The organism is Latilactobacillus graminis DSM 20719 (assembly GCF_001436415.1).
GTDB classification, from domain to species: Bacteria; Bacillota; Bacilli; order Lactobacillales; family Lactobacillaceae; genus Latilactobacillus; species Latilactobacillus graminis.
In genome coordinates this window covers 218658-235839 of the sequence record NZ_AYZB01000035.1, presented here as the reverse complement: position 1 = coordinate 235839, position 17182 = coordinate 218658, and the positions used below count along the sequence as shown (strand labels likewise).

Below are 17182 nucleotides of genomic sequence, written 5' to 3'. Positions count from 1 at the left end.
AAATGCTGAATAAACAACCTTTAAGACTCGGCGAAGTCTATTTCAGCCAACCAGAAATGATTAATCAGATTCTACAATCTGCAGAACAGCCATACATGATTGATTACCAGATGCCTAAAATCCTCCCGTTTGCAACCGGTTGGGATAATTTATTATTACCCAGTAAGCAGGTGATACCGGCGTTAAAACAGTTAATTAAACAGCATTTAAAGCAGGTACGTGATCGCTTGGGCACTGAATTAACGGTTGTTGATCAATTTTGGATTCAGTTGATTCGTGGATTAGCAAGTCAGCATCAATTGATAGTTATCAACCACTTTTTGGATGAGCTTCCGCCAAACGATGCCCGCCAACTATTAAAGGATGTTAAACAGGTTGCTGCTAAATGGCAAATTGTGATTATTATAACCACCAACCAGGAAGCCATCTTTAATAATTTTAGAGCGCAAGTTCTTAATTAAAAATAAACTAAAACCCACTAATCAATTATGATTGGTGGGTTTTAGTTTATTTTGATGCACTATCGTTGCTAGTGGAAGTGCTATTTTTTTGCCAAGCTTTATTCTTAGGGACTTCGGTTAAGCTTGATTGATCATTGACTAATTCTGGGGCATCTGTTTTGAAAAGGCCGATAGTTGATTGATTTCCATGTTGTGAGAAGAGACTCGTGGAACGAGTGCCTAATTTATTTTGAATATCAATCAGTTGCTGATAACCAGTCGAATAGTTGTAATCAGCGGGATTGACTGGTTTGAAGCCTTGCGGGGTATAGAAACGCAAGAGGTTCTTTTCATTAACTGAATCAGACAAGCTGAGTTCATGATTAACTTGCTTTTGCCAAGTCGCAACTTGTTTTTGTAATTTGGCCGATGGCGCGGTTATTTGTAAGCCGGTTTGATTATTGTAAATTGTATCATCCAACACAGTGTAAGCAGGTGTTACAAAATTGTGATTTCGGAAGGCGACGACTTGATCATGTTGTGGCGATAACAAATCAGTCCCAAATTGAATGTAATTTTGATTATCAATTCCGAGCAAGTGTAATAAAGTCGGTAAGGCGTCAATTTCACCACCATATTGCTTTTGAATACCACCTTTGAGTCCTTTCATGTGAATCATATACGGGACTCGTTGTAACTGAGCGTTATCGTAATCAGTCCAAGTCTCAGGATCGCGTCCCAGCACACTGAGTAAAGCTTGATTGTCAGAATTTGAAAGACCGTAGTGATCACCATAGAGGACAATCAGCGAATTATCTTCGAGTCCAGAAGCCTTGAGATAATCGAAGAATTCTGCCAACGATTGATCGAGATAATGCGCAGTAGCAAAGTAGTTATTGACTGCTGTATTATCCGTTGTTGCGCGGGGGAAATCACCATCTTTTTCCGGTAATGGGAACGGAAAGTGATTTGTAACTGTGATGAATTTCGTGTAGAACGGTTGCTGCAATTGTTCGAGATACTTAATCGATTCGCCAAACAATAATTTATCCTTCAAACCATACTGTAAGACGTTATCTGGATCGGTATTAAAGTAAGATGAATCAAAGAAGTAATTATAACCGAAATTTTTATAGACATTATTCCGATTCCAGAAGGTTCCCACATTTCCATGGAAGACAGCGCTCGTGTAATCCCCATGTTGCTTAAGAATTGATGGTGCTGCTTGGAAAGTATTATCTGAGCCTAAGGTGGTGAAGACTGACCCCTGGGGTAATCCATAGACGCCAGTTTCCATCATGTTTTCAGCATCACTGGTTTTACCTTGACCCACTTGATGGAAGAAGTTTTCAAAACCTAACGTGTTTTGATCATGGTAGAGATGATTCAAAAACGGCGTTACCTCACGACCTTCAAATTTGAAGTCGATCAAAAATTGTTGAAAACTCTCTAAATGAATGACAATCACATTTTTACCTTTAGCCACCCCGGCGTACTCAGGATTAGCCGCTGCATGATGTTGTTTCATAAAATCGACCACTGGATCTAAATCGTAACTTTCAGCCTGGGCGCGTACTTGATTATTTTGGGTAGTTTTAAAGGCATCATAGACTGTGAATGTATCAATCCCAAGGTATTTAACGATATAATTACGATCAAAGGTCCGTGATAGGATTTGAGGTCGACTGATTTCACTTAGACCGAGATTTACACCGAATAATAAAACAGCTAGTGAAGTAGTGCTAAAAGCCCAGCGTCGATCAAATGCCCGTTGATCAATTCGAATGATCTTGGTTAGAACTAACCCGGCTAATATAATAATATCAATCCAATAGAGAGCGTCATGCCAATTCATTAGGGCGAGTGAACTTTTGCTTAGACCAGCTGATACTTTGGAATAGCCTAAGATGGTATTGATAGTCATATAATCGGTAAACTGCCGATAATAAATAACGTTAAAATATAAAAGGGCGGTATTGCCAGCATAGATAATTAACCCTAACCAATAGCTGAGACGTGGTTGGCGAATGTAGAGAATGATGCCAAATAAAAGCAAGGTAGTCGCCAATGGATTAAAGAATAAAATGATAACTTGTAAGAAGCCACTAGCTGCGAGGTTAAAATCGGTAAAATACCCGAATAACGTTTTTAGCCAAAATAAAAAGACCAATAAACTCATGAAGCCCAATCGAGAAGATCGGAATGATTTAATTTTTGTGAGTTTCAAGAAAAGTGACATCCTTTCAAAATGCAAAACTAAATAAGCACTAATGCCTTATTTTAACGCGGCGATAGCAAGGGCGCAAACTGCAGCCTAAATTTTAAATGGAAATTTAAAGTTTCGGAGTCTTCATAATTGTTGTATATTGTTGGTTAGCTTTTTCTGGTGTTAAAACGTGTTGATAGACCGCCTGTAATTCTTGACCAATTTTTGAAATCTGTTTCGCTTTTGCAATCTGATAACCTTGATCCGTTAAATTAGGAACGGTCTCGTTGACCATGGCTTGAATTAGTTGTCTGAATTCTGCGTTGGTATGGCCCATATAGCAATTCTGACGATCTACTAACCAACCTTGATAAACCGGAATATCACGAACAAGGACTTTTTGACGGCTGGCAAGGGCTTCAAGGACGACAATACCCTCGGTTTCTTCGTATGAGGGAAAGAAAAATAAGTCAGCATTCCCATAAGCGCCTTCGATAATCTCACCACTAATATAACCAGGAAAGATGACGTTGTCAGGATGGTTGTGTTTAACAATTTGGCGAATATTCTGTGGGATACTATACATTGGAACCGCACCAAACCAAATAAAGGTATATTCCGGTAAGCTTTTGGCGATTTCAACAAAATCGATCAGCCCTTTTCGCTTAAAGAATAAGCCGACACAGATAATGACTTTCTGATCTGGTTGTAAGTGGAAGTAATTCCGAAAAGCGGTTTCTTTTGCCGCGGATGGCTGGTATTTAGCCAAATCAATGCCATTAGAAATGGGGGCGATTGGGTTGGTTAAACCGTAACTTTCCAATAAGGACTTCGCATATAGAGTCGGGGTAATCAAATGATCTGCTTGCTTGTAGAGACTTACAAGATAGCGTTTCACTAAGGGGGCTAATTGATTAGAACCGATAAACGAATTGCGAAAATCCTCTTCAGTTGAATGGGCGTGATAGATGACCGGCTTTCCCATCTTACGGGCTTTACGAATCACGCTACGGCTTTTAAGGCCATATGTATTAATGTGTAAGAGGTCGTAATCTTGATCATTGGGATCGAGGGTGAAATCAATCCCCATAGCGCTGAGAGCCCGTTTTTGATGGTCCAAGGCCCGGCCAATCCCAGATTTAGCAAGTAATTTTTCACTTTCAAAGTATAATAAGACTTTCATAAAAGACACCTGTTTCAATAAATAATATTCTTTATTATAGCATAGCATAGCTACTAGTCATCCGACTAAAGGCGTTTGAATTGATGCAATAGTTTAAGATTCACTTTAGCTGAGTAATTAATATTATTTTTTTTAAAGTAAACAGCTATAATAGATTAATTAGGAACCGAATCATGAATAAATTAGTAGGATAAGCGAGGGTATTTTTTTGGTTTTTCTAGGGCATATTTATGAACAGTGGATTCTTCCGTGGGGAAAACAATACAATCATCTACCACTAATTGAATTAACGGTGGCGAGCTTGGATAAAACCATTTTGTATTGTTTAATTTTTATCGGCTGTCGATTAGTGTACATATTAATTAGACGACGTAAAATTAATATCATTCCGGAACTGAAATTATTGATGTTTGTCTTTTATATCGGATTGTTAGTTTCTTTAACTGTTTTACGGCATATTTATTATCCGTGGCAATTAGCATTGCACTTTCAACGGCCACTCAGCCAGATTAACCTCACACCATTTGTTGAAACCTTCAAATTACGCCAAGCGCCAGCCCAACTTGATTATTGGTATAACTTTTATGGCAACATCATCTGGTTCATCCCTTTTGGGTTGTTAAGACGCTCACTGACGCAACGTAAAGGGGACTGGTGCATCACAATTATTGAAGGGGCCGGTTTGTCATTATGTATTGAGTCTGCACAGTTTATATTAGGCACTGGGATGGCTGATATTGATGATTTAATCTTCAATACGCTAGGTGTAATCATTGGGGTGCTCTTATATCAATGTTTACATTTCAGTCGGCGTCGTAGGTAAAAATAAGGTTATCAGCGGTTAAAAAACAACGATTGTTATTTTTTTGACTTTAAAAATGTTTTTTTACGTAAAATTTACGTAATCGCTAACATCGTTGAGGCACTTGATTAGATTATCATAGGCACCATTAATAATAGTGGAATGGTGCCGTTTTCCGACTAGCCAGTGTGGTTAAAAATATGTATAATGGATTCTTGTACTTTAGAGAAGAAGAGGAAATTTAAAATGGCTATTTTAATTGCATTGATCCCAGCACTTGCATGGGGTAGTATCGGATTAGTAAGTGGTAAACTTGGCGGAAATGCCTACCAACAAACGCTCGGGATGACAATCGGGGCGCTTGTTTTTGGAATCGGTACCTTTTTAATATTACAACCCGTTTTAAACTTACGGATTATGATTATTGGGATTATTTCCGGTTTATTTTGGAGCATTGGTCAAGGTCAACAATTTCAATCAATGCAGGCAATGGGGGTTTCAAAAACAGTCCCAATGTCAACTGGCATGCAACTGATTGTCAATACTTTAGCCGGGGCATTATTATTCCATGAATGGCGAACAACACACGATTATATTTTTGGAATTACTGCGCTTGTGATCTTAATCTTGGGAGCGACATTGACATCGATGAAAGATCCTAAGAGTAAGATTGCCGGTCAACAAGATACACAATTGGCCCGTGGTTTTAGAGCATTGATTTTATCAACTATTGGTTATGGCGGTTATACAATCATCGTTAACTGGTCACATATTGGGGCCACTTCAATTGTCTTGCCACAAGCCATTGGGATGTTTATCGGGGCCGCTATTTTCGCAGGGGTCGGCATTGGTAAAGCAGTTGTTAATAAGAAAACTGCTTTGAATATTAGCACTGGTTTATTGTGGGGACTTGGCAACTTATTTATGCTGATTTCAATGAATAATATCGGTTTAGCGATTAGCTATTCATTATCACAATGCGGGATTATCATTTCAACAATTGGGAGTATCTACCTGTTAGGTGAACAAAAAACGAAAAAAGAAATGGTTTATGTAATCCTCGGCTGTCTTTTAGTGATTGTCGGTGGTGTAACCCTTGGTATGATGAAGTAGTAACACTAATAAGCCCCATAGACCATTGGAGTCTATGGGGCTTATTTATTTTTAAAGGGAGTAGCTCAATAAAAATAGAAGAAGTGAATTAGATGAATAAAAAACATAAAACTGCTATCTGGTATTATGGCCTGAGTGGTTTATTACCAATGATCATTATGCTGAGTTTGTATGCCTGGCTTAAAATTGTCCCTTTTGGGCAGCATAATCTATTAATTAGCGATCTTGGTACACAATATATTCCCTTTTTAGCCGAATTTAAACGGCAAATAGGGCAACTTAATTTTAGTTCCTATTCTTTTTCATTATCCTTAGGTGCTAACATGCTTCCTTTGGCGGCTTATTATTTAATTAGTCCTTTTAATTTGCTACTATTGTTTTGCTCGAATAGTCAGTTACCAGTAGTAGTCGGATATGTAATTGTTTTAAAAATCAGCGCAATGGGTTTAACAATGGCACATTTTTTGAAGACGCGTCAGTCTGAATATCATTTTTCAGCATTAATCTTTGCGACAGCTTATAGCCTAAGTGGCTTTGTCGCAATGAATTTTTACAATTTAATGTGGTTGGATGCGCTGATTTTATTACCATTAGTAATTTTAGGCTTAGAACAGCTATTTTATCGACGACAGCCAAACCTTTATATTGGAATGTTAACAGTAACCATTTTAACTAATTATTATTTGGGCTACATGACATGTTTATTCGTTGTTTTGTATCTGATCAGTTTGCTGATTAAAGAGCAGCAACCCAATCAGTCCTGGAAGCAATTAGTTAGTCAACGCTGGTCAACAATTTGTCAATTTGGGTGGGCTTCACTAATTGCTGGTGGAACAGCTGCTATCGTTCTAATACCGGCATTACTAGGGATGCTAAAGACGGGGAAAAAGACCATTGCTGCGACGCACTTTTATCCAACACTCAAGTTTGGTGGGGAAGTATTGAGCCAATTCCAAGTTGGCGGTAGTCAGTATGCCCAACGATTAATTCATGAACCGTCGCTATTTATTAGTACATTAGGATTGTTATTTGCGGTCGCATATTTCTGCCTACCAACGATTAAACGGCAAGCTAAATGGTCCAATGGGTTTCTAGTTAGCAGTTTGGGCTTGAGTTTTTGGGTGACAACGTTGAATACAATTTGGCACATGTTTCAGCAACCAGCTGGTTTTCCATACCGAAATACTTATTTGTTATCGTTTGTCTTGTTGAAGATTGCATATGAAGCAAGTGTTGCTCCAACCGGTCAACGTCAAACAAAAAAATTGGTTATTTGGCTAGTGTGGGGCCTATTCAGTATTGGCCAGCTCGCTCTTTATTACGGTCCACAAATCCGTGGGGTCCAAAAGCAACCTCTCTGGCTATTGATGGGACTAACACTTGTGGCTAGTGCTATCTTTTATATCTGGCAAAAGAGGACTCGTTGGCAGTTTTGGGTGATTGGTATCGGGGCGATACTGACGTTTAGTGAGTTGTTCATCAACGCCCGTTTAGCAATGCGGCAGTTGCCATTAGGTAATCAGGCAGTCTATGTGCAGCAATATCGGCAGCAAGCAAGGTTACTAAAGCAACTGGAAAAGCGAACGCCTAATTTTTATCGTGTTAATAATCAGGCAATTCTATTGAGAAAAGCATTTAACGAGCCATATTTTGGCTATAATGATGCGCTATTGTTTGGACAATATACTTTTAATAGCTATTCATCAACACTTGATGAACAAATGCGATCGATGTTAGTTAAGCTAGGCTTTTATAGCAAGAATGCCCGTCGAATCAACGGAATTGGACATACGCAGATTACTGACTTATTATTCGCAAATCGATATGATTTGGTTGACAAGCAAGGTAGAATCCAAGTTAAAAAGCATCAGACTTTAGGGTTAGGGTTCGCCGTTAATGCGCGGTTGACGCAAGTGGCATTAAAGGCTGGTGCGCCATTTGAAAACCAGACGCAGGTTATGCAGGCGATGACAAATCAAACTGCGCCTTTTTATCATGTTGACCGGTTAGTGATGCAGCAACAAAAGTCCACGCAGGTTACGTTTAAAACACAAATTAGAACTAGCGGAGCTGCTTATTTATATTTACCAAGACAAGCGATGTCCAAAGTTAAGCTTCAAGTGAATGGGCAGCTGCATAAGATCCCTATCCACCTCAAAGGAGCTACAATTATTGGGTTGGGTCGCTACCAAAAAGGGCAACCGCTGACACTCACAATCTCTGGTCAGCACCCGCAAGCCTTTCGTCAGGTTCAAGTAGCAAGTTTGGATCAGAATCAGTTTAAGCAAGCTTTCAGCCAATTAGCGCAACAACGATTAACGGTTAATCAATCACAATTATCCGCAGATAATGGGCGAATATCTGGCCAAATAACTGTTAAACGGCCTCACCAGCTACTTTATTTGAGCGTTCCATATGACAGTGGCTGGCATGCTGAAGTTAATCAACACACGGTCAGACCCCAGTCCGTGATGGGGAATATGCTGGCAATCCCGTTGGAAAGTGGTTCAAATCAAGTTCACTTAGTTTACTGTGCCCCTGGCCTTGTTATGGGGGCACTGATTACGATCTTTAGCCTGTTGATTTGGATAATAACGTATTTCAAGCGGCACTAAAAATAAAAACGGCTTTCTACGTGTGACATGATTGCACATTTAGAAGCCGTTTTTTTGTGTAGCTTGGCCATCATGTAGCTCATTAGTTAGGAACTGACAGCGGCCTTTTTTATAAACGAAGTAGTAAGAATGGCTACGATTTATGGCCAAAACGGTTTATTGAATTAATTACCATTCATAAAGCCTAATCAGTAGCATTTTGGTTATTTTTAATATATATTTATACATATGATAAGTATTTAGATATTATATTTAAAGGAGGAACGACCATGAGTGTTAAAGTAGAGCAACTATCACCACAGGAATACATTGTTCGGTGGAACCAATTTTTAGAACGATTTATTGTCTTTGAAACGGTATTTAGCGAATACACACAGACCAGTAAGAACATCATTAAAGGCCGCTGTTTGGTAGATGAAAATTTAGAGCTATTGAATGACTACTTCCAACGCAATCTACGTGTTTTTAAACGGTTTATTGATCAAGTAACCTGCCTCAACCCACCAAGGGATTTGCGCGAAATCAACCGACAATTGCAACTGGTAATGGTGGATTACGTTGCATCTGCTGAAGCGATGGTCACAGCTTTCGATGAAGGTGATGAATTAAAGTTATATCAACAATTAACGCTCAGTCGTCAACAACAAAAGGAGCATCGCATGCGCATTAGTACTCTTTTAAATGAAATCGCAGCCTATAAAACACAAGCAGTTAAATAAAAACGACTCCAGTCTGCCAGATGATGGCGAACTGGAGTCGTTTTTATTTATAACATTTTACGTCGAGCATGTTCAATAAATTTAAACTTATCGGCACGGTGAATCGATTCGGTGAATTGAAGAAGGGTATTGTCCTGTAGATGGGTGATCCCTTTCACACTGACGACGGAGCTGTTAGGCGGTAATTTTAGTATTTGACGTTGTCCTTCAGTAGCAGGGACGACCGTGAACTCCTTACTCCCATAACCAATTTCAAGGTTAAGGGTTTCTTCAAAGTAACGATAGAGTGAATCTTGGGCTACGCCTTTTGAAATATGGGGGACAACGTTGGTTAAGACGTAATCGTTATCAATTACCAGTGGTTCACCATTAACAATGCGCAGCCGTTGAATGTAAGTGGCCGGCAGCTCTTCATCGGCTTCGAGATGGAAAAGGGTTTGAGGTACAGTCGTCTGTGCTAATTGTAAGACTTGAGTATCAGTGTGCATATCAAAGAGACTATCTAGTTCACGATAACTGGTCAAGCCAGAAATCGGAAAAGCATACTTGTCTAGACCGAGGACCAAAGAGCCTTTACCTTTAATTTTATGGATAAAGCCATTTTCAAGTAAACTGCCTAGTGCTTTACGAACCGTTTCCCGCGAGGCACCGTAGAGTGCGGCAAGCTCATTTTCGCTGGGCAAAAAAGTGCCGCTTTGATAGAGTTGATGGGTAATCTTACGGACGAGATCCCGATAAATCATTTCATGTTTTTTAGCCATTTGTCAGTCTCCAATTTATTTTCTCATGCCTATCATAACGGGGATTTAGTGAAGTTGCAAGGCTGGATTAAACGATAATAAGAAAGCGGTTTAAAAAAGCATTGACAACTTGTACGTACATGATATATGATAACGGTGTACTTAGAAAGCGCTTTTATTCATATTACTTTTAATTCAAGAGGATTCGGGAGGAATGATTATGGCTCAAAAAGATTATTCACAACTCGCTCAGGCAATTGTGGCCGGTGTCGGGGGAAAAGAAAATATTGATAGTTTAATTCACTGTATTACACGGCTTCGTTTTTATTTAAAGGATGAATCAAAAGCGAAGACCGAAGAAATTAAAGCATTAGATGGCGTCATCAATGTCCAAAAAGCATCAGGACAATATCAAGTGGTAATTGGCAACCAAGTCACCGCTGTTTACGACGCTGTCATTGCTGAAATCGGCACCGAATTTGCTGATGAAGATGAAACCCGCCCAAGTCGTGGCGGCAACAACCCACCAACAACAACCCACCAACAACATTTAACGCCTTGGGGACGTGTTAAAGAAGCCTTTAATCAATTAATCGGAGTGATTACCGGTGCGATGAGTCCGATTGTCGGGATCTTAGCAGCCGGTGGGATTTTAAAAGGGGTCTTAGCGATGTTAACCATGCCGCAATTGGGCGCCTTGTTAAGTGCTAAGAGTGAAGCGTACATTGTATTGAGCGCGATGGGCGATTCTGTTTTCTACTTCTTACCAATGTTAGTTGGCTTTACGGCTGCTAAGAAATTAAAAGGAGATCCAGTCTTAACTGCCGTCATTGGCGGTGTGTTGGTCCATCCTTCACTAGTCGCTTTAAACGGAAAATCATTGCTTGAAATTGGTTCATTAAATTTCCCAATGGTCAACTATACGTACTCCATTTTCCCAATGATTTTAGCCGCTTGGTTGGTCGCTAAATTAACCAAATGGGTTAAGAGCTGGTTACCAGGTTACTTGCAAATTATCTTTACACCACTGATTGTGATTGCCGTGGTTTCTGCCATTACGCTATATATCACCGGTCCGGCCATTATTTGGTTATCAAATGGCTTAGCGTTTGGGATTCAATTCTTGTTATTAAAGAGTGGTTGGTTATCTGGTTTATTAATTGGTGGCCTTTATCAAGTGCTCGTTATCTTCGGGTTGCACTGGGGCATCTTACCAATTATCGCCAACGATGTTGCAGCAACGGGCCACAGTTATTTAAATGCCATTTTAAGCACAACAATGGTTGCCCAAGGGGCAGCTGTATTAGCAGTTGCGATTAAAACCCGCAAGACAGCTTTAAAAGAATTATCGTTTGCCGGTGCCATCTCGGCATTTTGTGGAGTTACAGAACCTGCCATTTACGGGGTTAACTTGAAGTTCCGGCGGGTCTTCATTGCCGGCTTACTCGGTTCAGCAGCTGGTGGGTTTGTCAGTGGACTATTCCATGGCAATATGTTTGGTTTTGCGGGTTCGTGGATTGGTTTTGCGTCATTCCTAGATCCAAAACACCCAGCAGATTTATCAAACTTATGGATTTTCATCGCATCATCAGCAGTTGCAACGATTGTCCCATTTATCGTAACACTCGTTTGGGGTTACAACGATCAAATGACAGCCGGTGAAGCAATGGCGAAACCACAAAAACCAGGTACGGCAAAATAAATGACGAAAATAGGAGAGAAATAGGATGGCATGGTGGCAAAAAGCAACAGTTTATCAAATTTATCCGCGGAGTTTTCAAGATTCCAATGGCGACGGAATTGGGGATATTAACGGAATTATTCAACGGTTAGATTATTTACAAAATCTTGGCATCGAATTGATTTGGTTGACGCCAATGTACGTTTCTCCGGGGCGGGATAACGGCTATGATATCGCAGACTATTACCACATTGATCCCATTTTTGGTGACTTAACTGATTTTGAACGGCTTTTAAACGAAGCCCACAAACGAGGCATTAAAATCATGATGGATATGGTGGTCAACCACACCTCCAATCAGCACCACTGGTTCCAAGAGAGTCTCAAAGGTAAGGATAATCCATACCATGATTTTTATTTGTGGCGTGATCCAGTGGACGGGCAGGCGCCCAATAATTGGCTGTCTAAGTTTAGCGGTAGCGCTTGGGAATATGTCCCCGCTCTTGATCAATATTATCTCCATTTATACGAAAAGAGCATGCCCGATCTGAACTGGCGCAACGAACACTTACGCGCTGAAATTTTTAAAATGATGCAATTCTGGGCGGATCTCGGGATTGATGGCTTACGCTTAGATGTGATTAACAATATCTCAAAAGATAAACACTTTCCCAATGATACGTTTCAAACCCCGAGTGACGATGGGCGCAATTTTTATACGAATGGCCCCCATGTACATGAATACATTCATGAAATGTACGAAAAAGTCTTCGGTCCGAACCAATTTGTCACGGTCGGCGAACTTTCCTCAACCCCAATTGATGAAGCAATCCGTTATACCAATCCTGCCCGCGAAGAGTTATCGATGGCCTTTACCTTCCATCATGTGAAGGTCGATTACACTGGCGGCAAAAAATGGACGTTAGGTGCGTATCGCTTATCAGATTTAAAACGGATTCTTAGTGATTGGCAAACCGGGATGGCCGCAGGCGGCGGGTGGAATGCATTGTTCTGGGCCAATCATGATCAACCGCGCGCAATTTCGCGCTTCTTAGATGACGGTCAATACCGTGACCAATCCGCTAAGCTATTAGCTTTAGTCGAATTTGGCTTGCAAGGTACCCCGTATATCTATCAGGGCGAGGAAATTGCGATGAAAAACGCAAACTTTACCGCCATTGACCAATATCAAGATGCGGAATCAATCAATGCTTACCACCAAATGTTGAGCGATGGGATTGATGAAGCGTTAGCGATTAAGATTTTACAGCAGAAATCACGGGAAAATTGTCGGATTCCAATGCAATGGGATCAAACTGCCCATCATGGTTTCACCACTGGGACACCGTGGTTAATGCCAGTTGTGCACGACAATTACTCAGTCGCCACAAAAATTCACGAACCCAGTAGTGTCTTTGCCTTCTATCAGAAATTAGTGCAAATGCGAAAGACAATGCCAATCCTGATTGAAGGGGACTACCAATTATTTGAACCAGAGGACGAAGCAGTTTACACTTATCAACGACACCTCGATACTGAGACAATTCGGGTGATGGCTAACTTTACTGGTCAAACACAAGTCCGTACCATGCCAAACGTCAAGGAAGTACTTATGGATAATTATGAACAACCGCAGTTTGATGGTCAGCAAATCACCTTACGACCCTATGAAGCTATCATGATGCGGGTTTAAGAAAAGAGGAAGCGCGATGCTTAATTTTTTTAGAAAAGGACCAGTTGGTCAAGTAACGGCCCCTATTGCCGGCAGCTACTTACCAATTGAACAAGTCACTGACGACGTATTTGCAAGTAAGGCAGGGGGTGATGGCTTTGCCATCACCCCGGATGAACGGCAAACAACAATTGTTGCACCAGTTGATGGTGTTGTTAGTTCGATTTTTCCCACCAAACATGCCATCATGATGACAACAAAGCAAAATGTTGAAATTTTGCTTCATATGGGAATCGATACGGTTGAATTAAAGGGAGGCCCCTTTACGATGCAAGTCGCAGTTGACACGCGGGTTAAAGCTGGTGAAGCGTTGGTTGATATCGACTGGCAACAGCTAGCAGACGCCCAAAAAGCGACGACCATCATGGTTGTCAGCAGCAACGCCATTTTTACACCAGCAGAGCCACTACCGACAATGGTCACGACGGATACCGTTATTGGGCAGTTTGACTTAGCGCCGGAATAGGTGGTTTAATATGCAACCAATTATTATTGAATCTGATGATTTTGGCTACTAATGCGCAAGTCACATCGCCTCATTTTGAGAGCGGTGTGGTCCCACGCACGGCAAACCGGTATTACGGCAATGGTCTTGCACTTGGTCCTCGATAAAGACCGTCCAATTAGTGTGCCGGCAATGATTGCTGGGGTTTGTCATGTTTATCAAACCTTACAAACTCATCAAGAGCAACTAGTGATTGCTGATGCCCAACAAGCGGCTGAGTACCCCAATGATGCCGGCCATAAAAAAATTGCTTAATTGCTACGGACTAAGATTAGATAATTAAAAAAGCGCTGAAATCGAAGTTAATTCGATTTCAGCGCTATTTTTTTGATTTGGATCAGCATGCTCGATCAACTAATTTTTATCGGTTAATCTCGCTTGATGCTGTATTTTTGCTAAAATAGTTGACCAATTCCATAGTGAATAGCCATTGTAATCAAACCAATTAGGATGTTGCGAATAATGGCGACTTTGGCTTTACCGTCACCCAGTTTAGCGCTAATAAACGCAGTAATGGAAACAGCGATTGTTACCGCAATGATGGTGCCGGTCATCTTGTAGGCTTCCGGGAGCAGAATCATTGTCACGAGGGGAAAGACACCGCCAAAAGCGGCTGAAAAGAGGGATGCAAACGCTGCGGCCCATGGATTCATGTAATGGCCAAGCTCTAGGTCGTATTTCACATTAACAATTGTTGCTAAGGGTTTTTTGTGCATCAAGTCTTTAGCGATTGCGAGTGCTGTTTCAGACGTCACCCCTTTGGCTTCGTAAAAAGCTTGGACTTCTTTAATTTGATCGTCTTTGGCTGTTTTTAAGCGTTTCTGCTCAATGGCAACGGCGGCCTTTTCGGTGTCACTCTGCGAGCTCACTGAGGCGTATTCACCCGCCGCCATTGAAAAAGCGCAGGCTAGTAAATCAGCAAGTCCAGCGATAAAAATGGTGAAATTATTGGTTGTTGCGGCGGCAACACTAAACAATACACCGACCACGGTCAAAATACCATCGTTGGAACCGAGGACACCGGCCCGTAAAGTATTCATTTTTTCTTCCATTGTTTGATGTGGTTTTTCAATTGTTTGGATCTTTGATTTCAGAGTGGTCATAACAAAATCCTTTCGAAATAATTTATTGTTTAAATAAGGTACCAATCGCGTAGGTGACAGCCATCGTTAATAGACCGGAAATGACATTTCGTAGCATCGCTTTTGAACGATTAGCTTTGCCAAGGGCGGCTGCACTATAGCCAGTTATTGCAAGGGCTAGCATAACCGCAACAATTGTGGCTTGCACGCGGATTGTCACTGGCAACAGTGTAATTGCAGTTAATGGTAGAATTGAACCGATTGGAAATGAAATGAAAGAAGCAATTGCAGCAGCGTAAGGACTAGTAAAAGCGGTGGGGACAAACCCGTATTTTTCGCGGACAACTGTGGTGAGTGGATCGGCGGTCATCATTTCATGAGTGGCTTGGGCAGCTAGTTCAGGATTGATACCAGTTTTAATATATTTTTGTTGGACAAACGTTAGCTGTGAGTCATAATGATGCTTTAAATTTAGTTTAGTGTTAATGATGGCCATTTCTTGAGCATCTTTTTGTGTGCTGACAGAGACATATTCGCCCATCGCCATTGAGATGGTACCAGCAATCATTCCGGCAATTCCGGAGATGAAAATGGCAAAGCTGTTACTGGTAGCACCGGCAACCCCAATAACGATCCCAGCCACCGATAAAATACCATCGTTGGCCCCCATGACGCTAGCACGAAGTACATTGATTTTTTGAGCAAGTGATAATTTCTTTGACAAGGTGAAACCTCCAATATTCTTTATTACTTTGTAATGATTATAATTTGTATTATCTTTAATTTTAGCTAATTTAAGTAGAAAGTCAAGGACCATCACAACAGAGACTGATAAAATAAAAAAATAGTCTAAAAATTTGCCTTCGAGTATACTATAAGGTATATGTTAAAACGAATCACTAAGGGAGGATTTAAGATGGTTGAACAACAATATCGAATCGGGGCATTCGCTAAATTAGTTGGTTTATCAACGTATACATTACGTTATTATGAAGAACAAGGATTAATTAAGCCGCAACGTGACCCAGCAGGCGACCGTTTTTATACCTTAGAAGATGTTAAATGGGTGGGCTTTATTTTACATTTGAAAGGGACTGGGATGCGAATTACCGAATTGAAGCGCTATGTTGAATTACGTGCGCAGGGGGACCAGACAATTAAAATGCGAAAAGCATTGTTACAAAAAACCAAGGCACAAGCTGAAGCAGAAATAGCTGAATTAGAAGCTAATTTGCAAGTTTTAACACATAAAATTGATTGGTATGATGGTAAACTAAAGCAAACGATTGATCAATCTGAAGATTTCGAAACTTATTTAGCGCGATTTGAATAGTAACTGAGATTGTTAGGAACACACTTAAATTTTAAATGGTATTGAAAAACGCTTTCAGTCACTATTTAATGGGATTATTAAAAGACCGTGATTAGGAACTACCACAAAACGAATTAAATACAAGAGTTTAAATTAAGTTAGATAGTGTGTACTATATATAGTGTTACTTCGAGAGTTTGAACATCAATATATAGAAATGATATTGATAATCTGAAGTGATAACTAAATTTGTGTAAAGAAGGTTTCAGTTCAATGCAAGATAGTCGAGCAATCTCCAGTGTTTTTAATCCAAAGTGGTATATTCAACAAATGAAGGGGTGGTCAACAGCTAGCTACGGGTTATTGATGTTTGGTTTAGGATTTATTATGGCCGCCACGATTTCTGGTGGAGCGATAACCAGTATTTCGTTACTAACCATGTTCGCTGGTATGTTAGGCTTTACCTGTACCATCAGTATTACTAATACGAAGCCTTTAAATGGTGTATTTGGCGTTATTTCAGCTTTAATCTATATTATTGTGGCGTATAATGCTAAAAATTATAATGATATGTTGTTACAAACTGTCTACATTATTATGCTAGATATTCCAGTATTACTAATGCCTGATTGGGCACAAAATGTTGATAAAAAAGTTCGGGGACTTGCTAGTCGTGGTAAAGGGCTTCGTAATTGGGTATTTACTTTATTATTCTTTATCGTATCCGTTGGTTTGTTATATCTGTGGGAAAGTCAAATGACCGATAGCCCACGACCGCTGATTGACAGCATTGCGGCATCCGTTGGTTTTACCGGCGCGCTCTTGACGACATTACGTTTTAAGGAAAGCTACTATTTCTGGTTCATTCAAAGTATCATCTCAATCGTCTTGTGGGGAATCACAGCCATGCAAGGTGGTTCAAACTGGGTCTTGTTCTTCACTTACATCTTGTACTTATCCAATGATTTGGTTTCATTTTTTGATAAGAATATTGTCTGGTTCCATCCTAAAGAATTACAATCTAAAAATTAAATCAATCAAAAGAGCGTCCC

At 40.3% G+C, this 17182-nt stretch carries 16 protein-coding genes; 11 read left to right on the top strand and 5 right to left on the bottom strand.

Annotated features, from left to right (window positions below; all coding sequences use genetic code 11):
• Window positions 1-2: 2 nt before the first annotated feature.
• A complete protein-coding gene (locus FC90_RS06250; RefSeq protein ID WP_057908471.1) occupies window positions 3-461 on the top strand; it encodes a hypothetical protein in 459 nt (152 codons plus the stop codon).
• A 46-nt stretch (window positions 462-507) separates the two neighbouring features.
• On the opposite strand, the gene FC90_RS06245 is transcribed toward FC90_RS06250, so the two are convergent.
• Together FC90_RS06245 and FC90_RS06240 are read right to left on the bottom strand one after the other, a co-directional pair.
• Complete coding sequence (locus FC90_RS06245) at window positions 508-2679, bottom strand: LTA synthase family protein (protein ID WP_162258684.1); 2172 nt, start codon at window positions 2677-2679, stop codon at window positions 508-510.
• Window positions 2680-2773: 94 nt separating this feature from the next.
• Window positions 2774-3829 carry an LTA glycolipid anchor biosynthesis glycosyltransferase, IagA/BgsA family gene (locus FC90_RS06240; RefSeq protein ID WP_057908407.1) on the bottom strand — a complete coding sequence of 352 codons (1056 nt, stop codon included), beginning with the start codon at window positions 3827-3829 and terminating at the stop codon, window positions 2774-2776.
• Window positions 3830-4037: 208 nt separating this feature from the next.
• On the opposite strand from FC90_RS06240, the gene FC90_RS06235 reads away from it, so the two are divergent.
• From FC90_RS06235 to FC90_RS06220, 4 genes are all read left to right on the top strand, one after another.
• On the top strand, window positions 4038-4652 hold the full coding sequence (locus FC90_RS06235; protein ID WP_057908406.1) for a VanZ family protein: 615 nt from the start codon (window positions 4038-4040) through the stop codon (window positions 4650-4652).
• Window positions 4653-4877: 225 nt separating this feature from the next.
• Complete coding sequence (locus tag FC90_RS06230; protein WP_057908405.1) at window positions 4878-5744, top strand: GRP family sugar transporter; 867 nt, start codon at window positions 4878-4880, stop codon at window positions 5742-5744.
• Between the two features lie 92 nt (window positions 5745-5836).
• Complete coding sequence (locus FC90_RS06225; protein WP_057908404.1) at window positions 5837-8359, top strand: YfhO family protein; 2523 nt, start codon at window positions 5837-5839, stop codon at window positions 8357-8359.
• 269 nt (window positions 8360-8628) lie between these two features.
• Complete coding sequence (locus FC90_RS06220; RefSeq protein ID WP_057908403.1) at window positions 8629-9078, top strand: hypothetical protein; 450 nt, start codon at window positions 8629-8631, stop codon at window positions 9076-9078.
• Between the two features lie 47 nt (window positions 9079-9125).
• On the opposite strand, the gene treR is transcribed toward FC90_RS06220, so the two are convergent.
• Window positions 9126-9839 (bottom strand): trehalose operon repressor, encoded by a 714-nt coding sequence (gene treR, locus FC90_RS06215; protein WP_057908402.1) that lies wholly within the window; start codon window positions 9837-9839, stop codon window positions 9126-9128.
• 199 nt (window positions 9840-10038) lie between these two features.
• Here treR and FC90_RS06210 point away from each other — a divergent pair, with 199 nt between their 5' ends.
• Genes FC90_RS06210 through FC90_RS06195 form a run of 4 tightly spaced genes read left to right on the top strand, consistent with a single transcriptional unit; the run spans window position 10039 to window position 13991 of the window.
• Window positions 10039-11520, top strand: a complete 1482-nt coding sequence (locus FC90_RS06210; protein ID WP_057908401.1) for a PTS transporter subunit EIIC — start codon at window positions 10039-10041, stop codon at window positions 11518-11520.
• 25 nt (window positions 11521-11545) lie between these two features.
• A complete protein-coding gene (locus tag FC90_RS06205) occupies window positions 11546-13192 on the top strand; it encodes an alpha,alpha-phosphotrehalase (protein ID WP_057908400.1) in 1647 nt (548 codons plus the stop codon).
• Window positions 13193-13208: 16 nt separating this feature from the next.
• A complete protein-coding gene (locus tag FC90_RS06200; protein ID WP_057908399.1) occupies window positions 13209-13697 on the top strand; it encodes a PTS sugar transporter subunit IIA in 489 nt (162 codons plus the stop codon).
• 51 nt (window positions 13698-13748) lie between these two features.
• Complete coding sequence (locus FC90_RS06195) at window positions 13749-13991, top strand: hypothetical protein (RefSeq protein ID WP_057908398.1); 243 nt, start codon at window positions 13749-13751, stop codon at window positions 13989-13991.
• A 140-nt stretch (window positions 13992-14131) separates the two neighbouring features.
• On the opposite strand, the gene FC90_RS06190 is transcribed toward FC90_RS06195, so the two are convergent.
• Window positions 14132-14839 carry a VIT1/CCC1 transporter family protein gene (locus tag FC90_RS06190; protein ID WP_057908397.1) on the bottom strand — a complete coding sequence of 236 codons (708 nt, stop codon included), beginning with the start codon at window positions 14837-14839 and terminating at the stop codon, window positions 14132-14134.
• A gap of 22 nt (window positions 14840-14861) precedes the next feature.
• Window positions 14862-15542: a VIT1/CCC1 transporter family protein gene (locus FC90_RS06185; RefSeq protein ID WP_057908396.1), complete on the bottom strand. Its 681-nt coding sequence runs from the start codon at window positions 15540-15542 to the stop codon at window positions 14862-14864.
• Window positions 15543-15734: 192 nt separating this feature from the next.
• Here FC90_RS06185 and FC90_RS06180 point away from each other — a divergent pair, with 192 nt between their 5' ends.
• Window positions 15735-16151, top strand: a complete 417-nt coding sequence (locus tag FC90_RS06180) for a MerR family transcriptional regulator (RefSeq protein ID WP_057908395.1) — start codon at window positions 15735-15737, stop codon at window positions 16149-16151.
• A gap of 252 nt (window positions 16152-16403) precedes the next feature.
• A complete protein-coding gene (gene pnuC / locus FC90_RS06175; protein ID WP_057908394.1) occupies window positions 16404-17162 on the top strand; it encodes a nicotinamide riboside transporter PnuC in 759 nt (252 codons plus the stop codon).
• The last annotated feature ends 20 nt before the right edge of the window (window positions 17163-17182 follow it).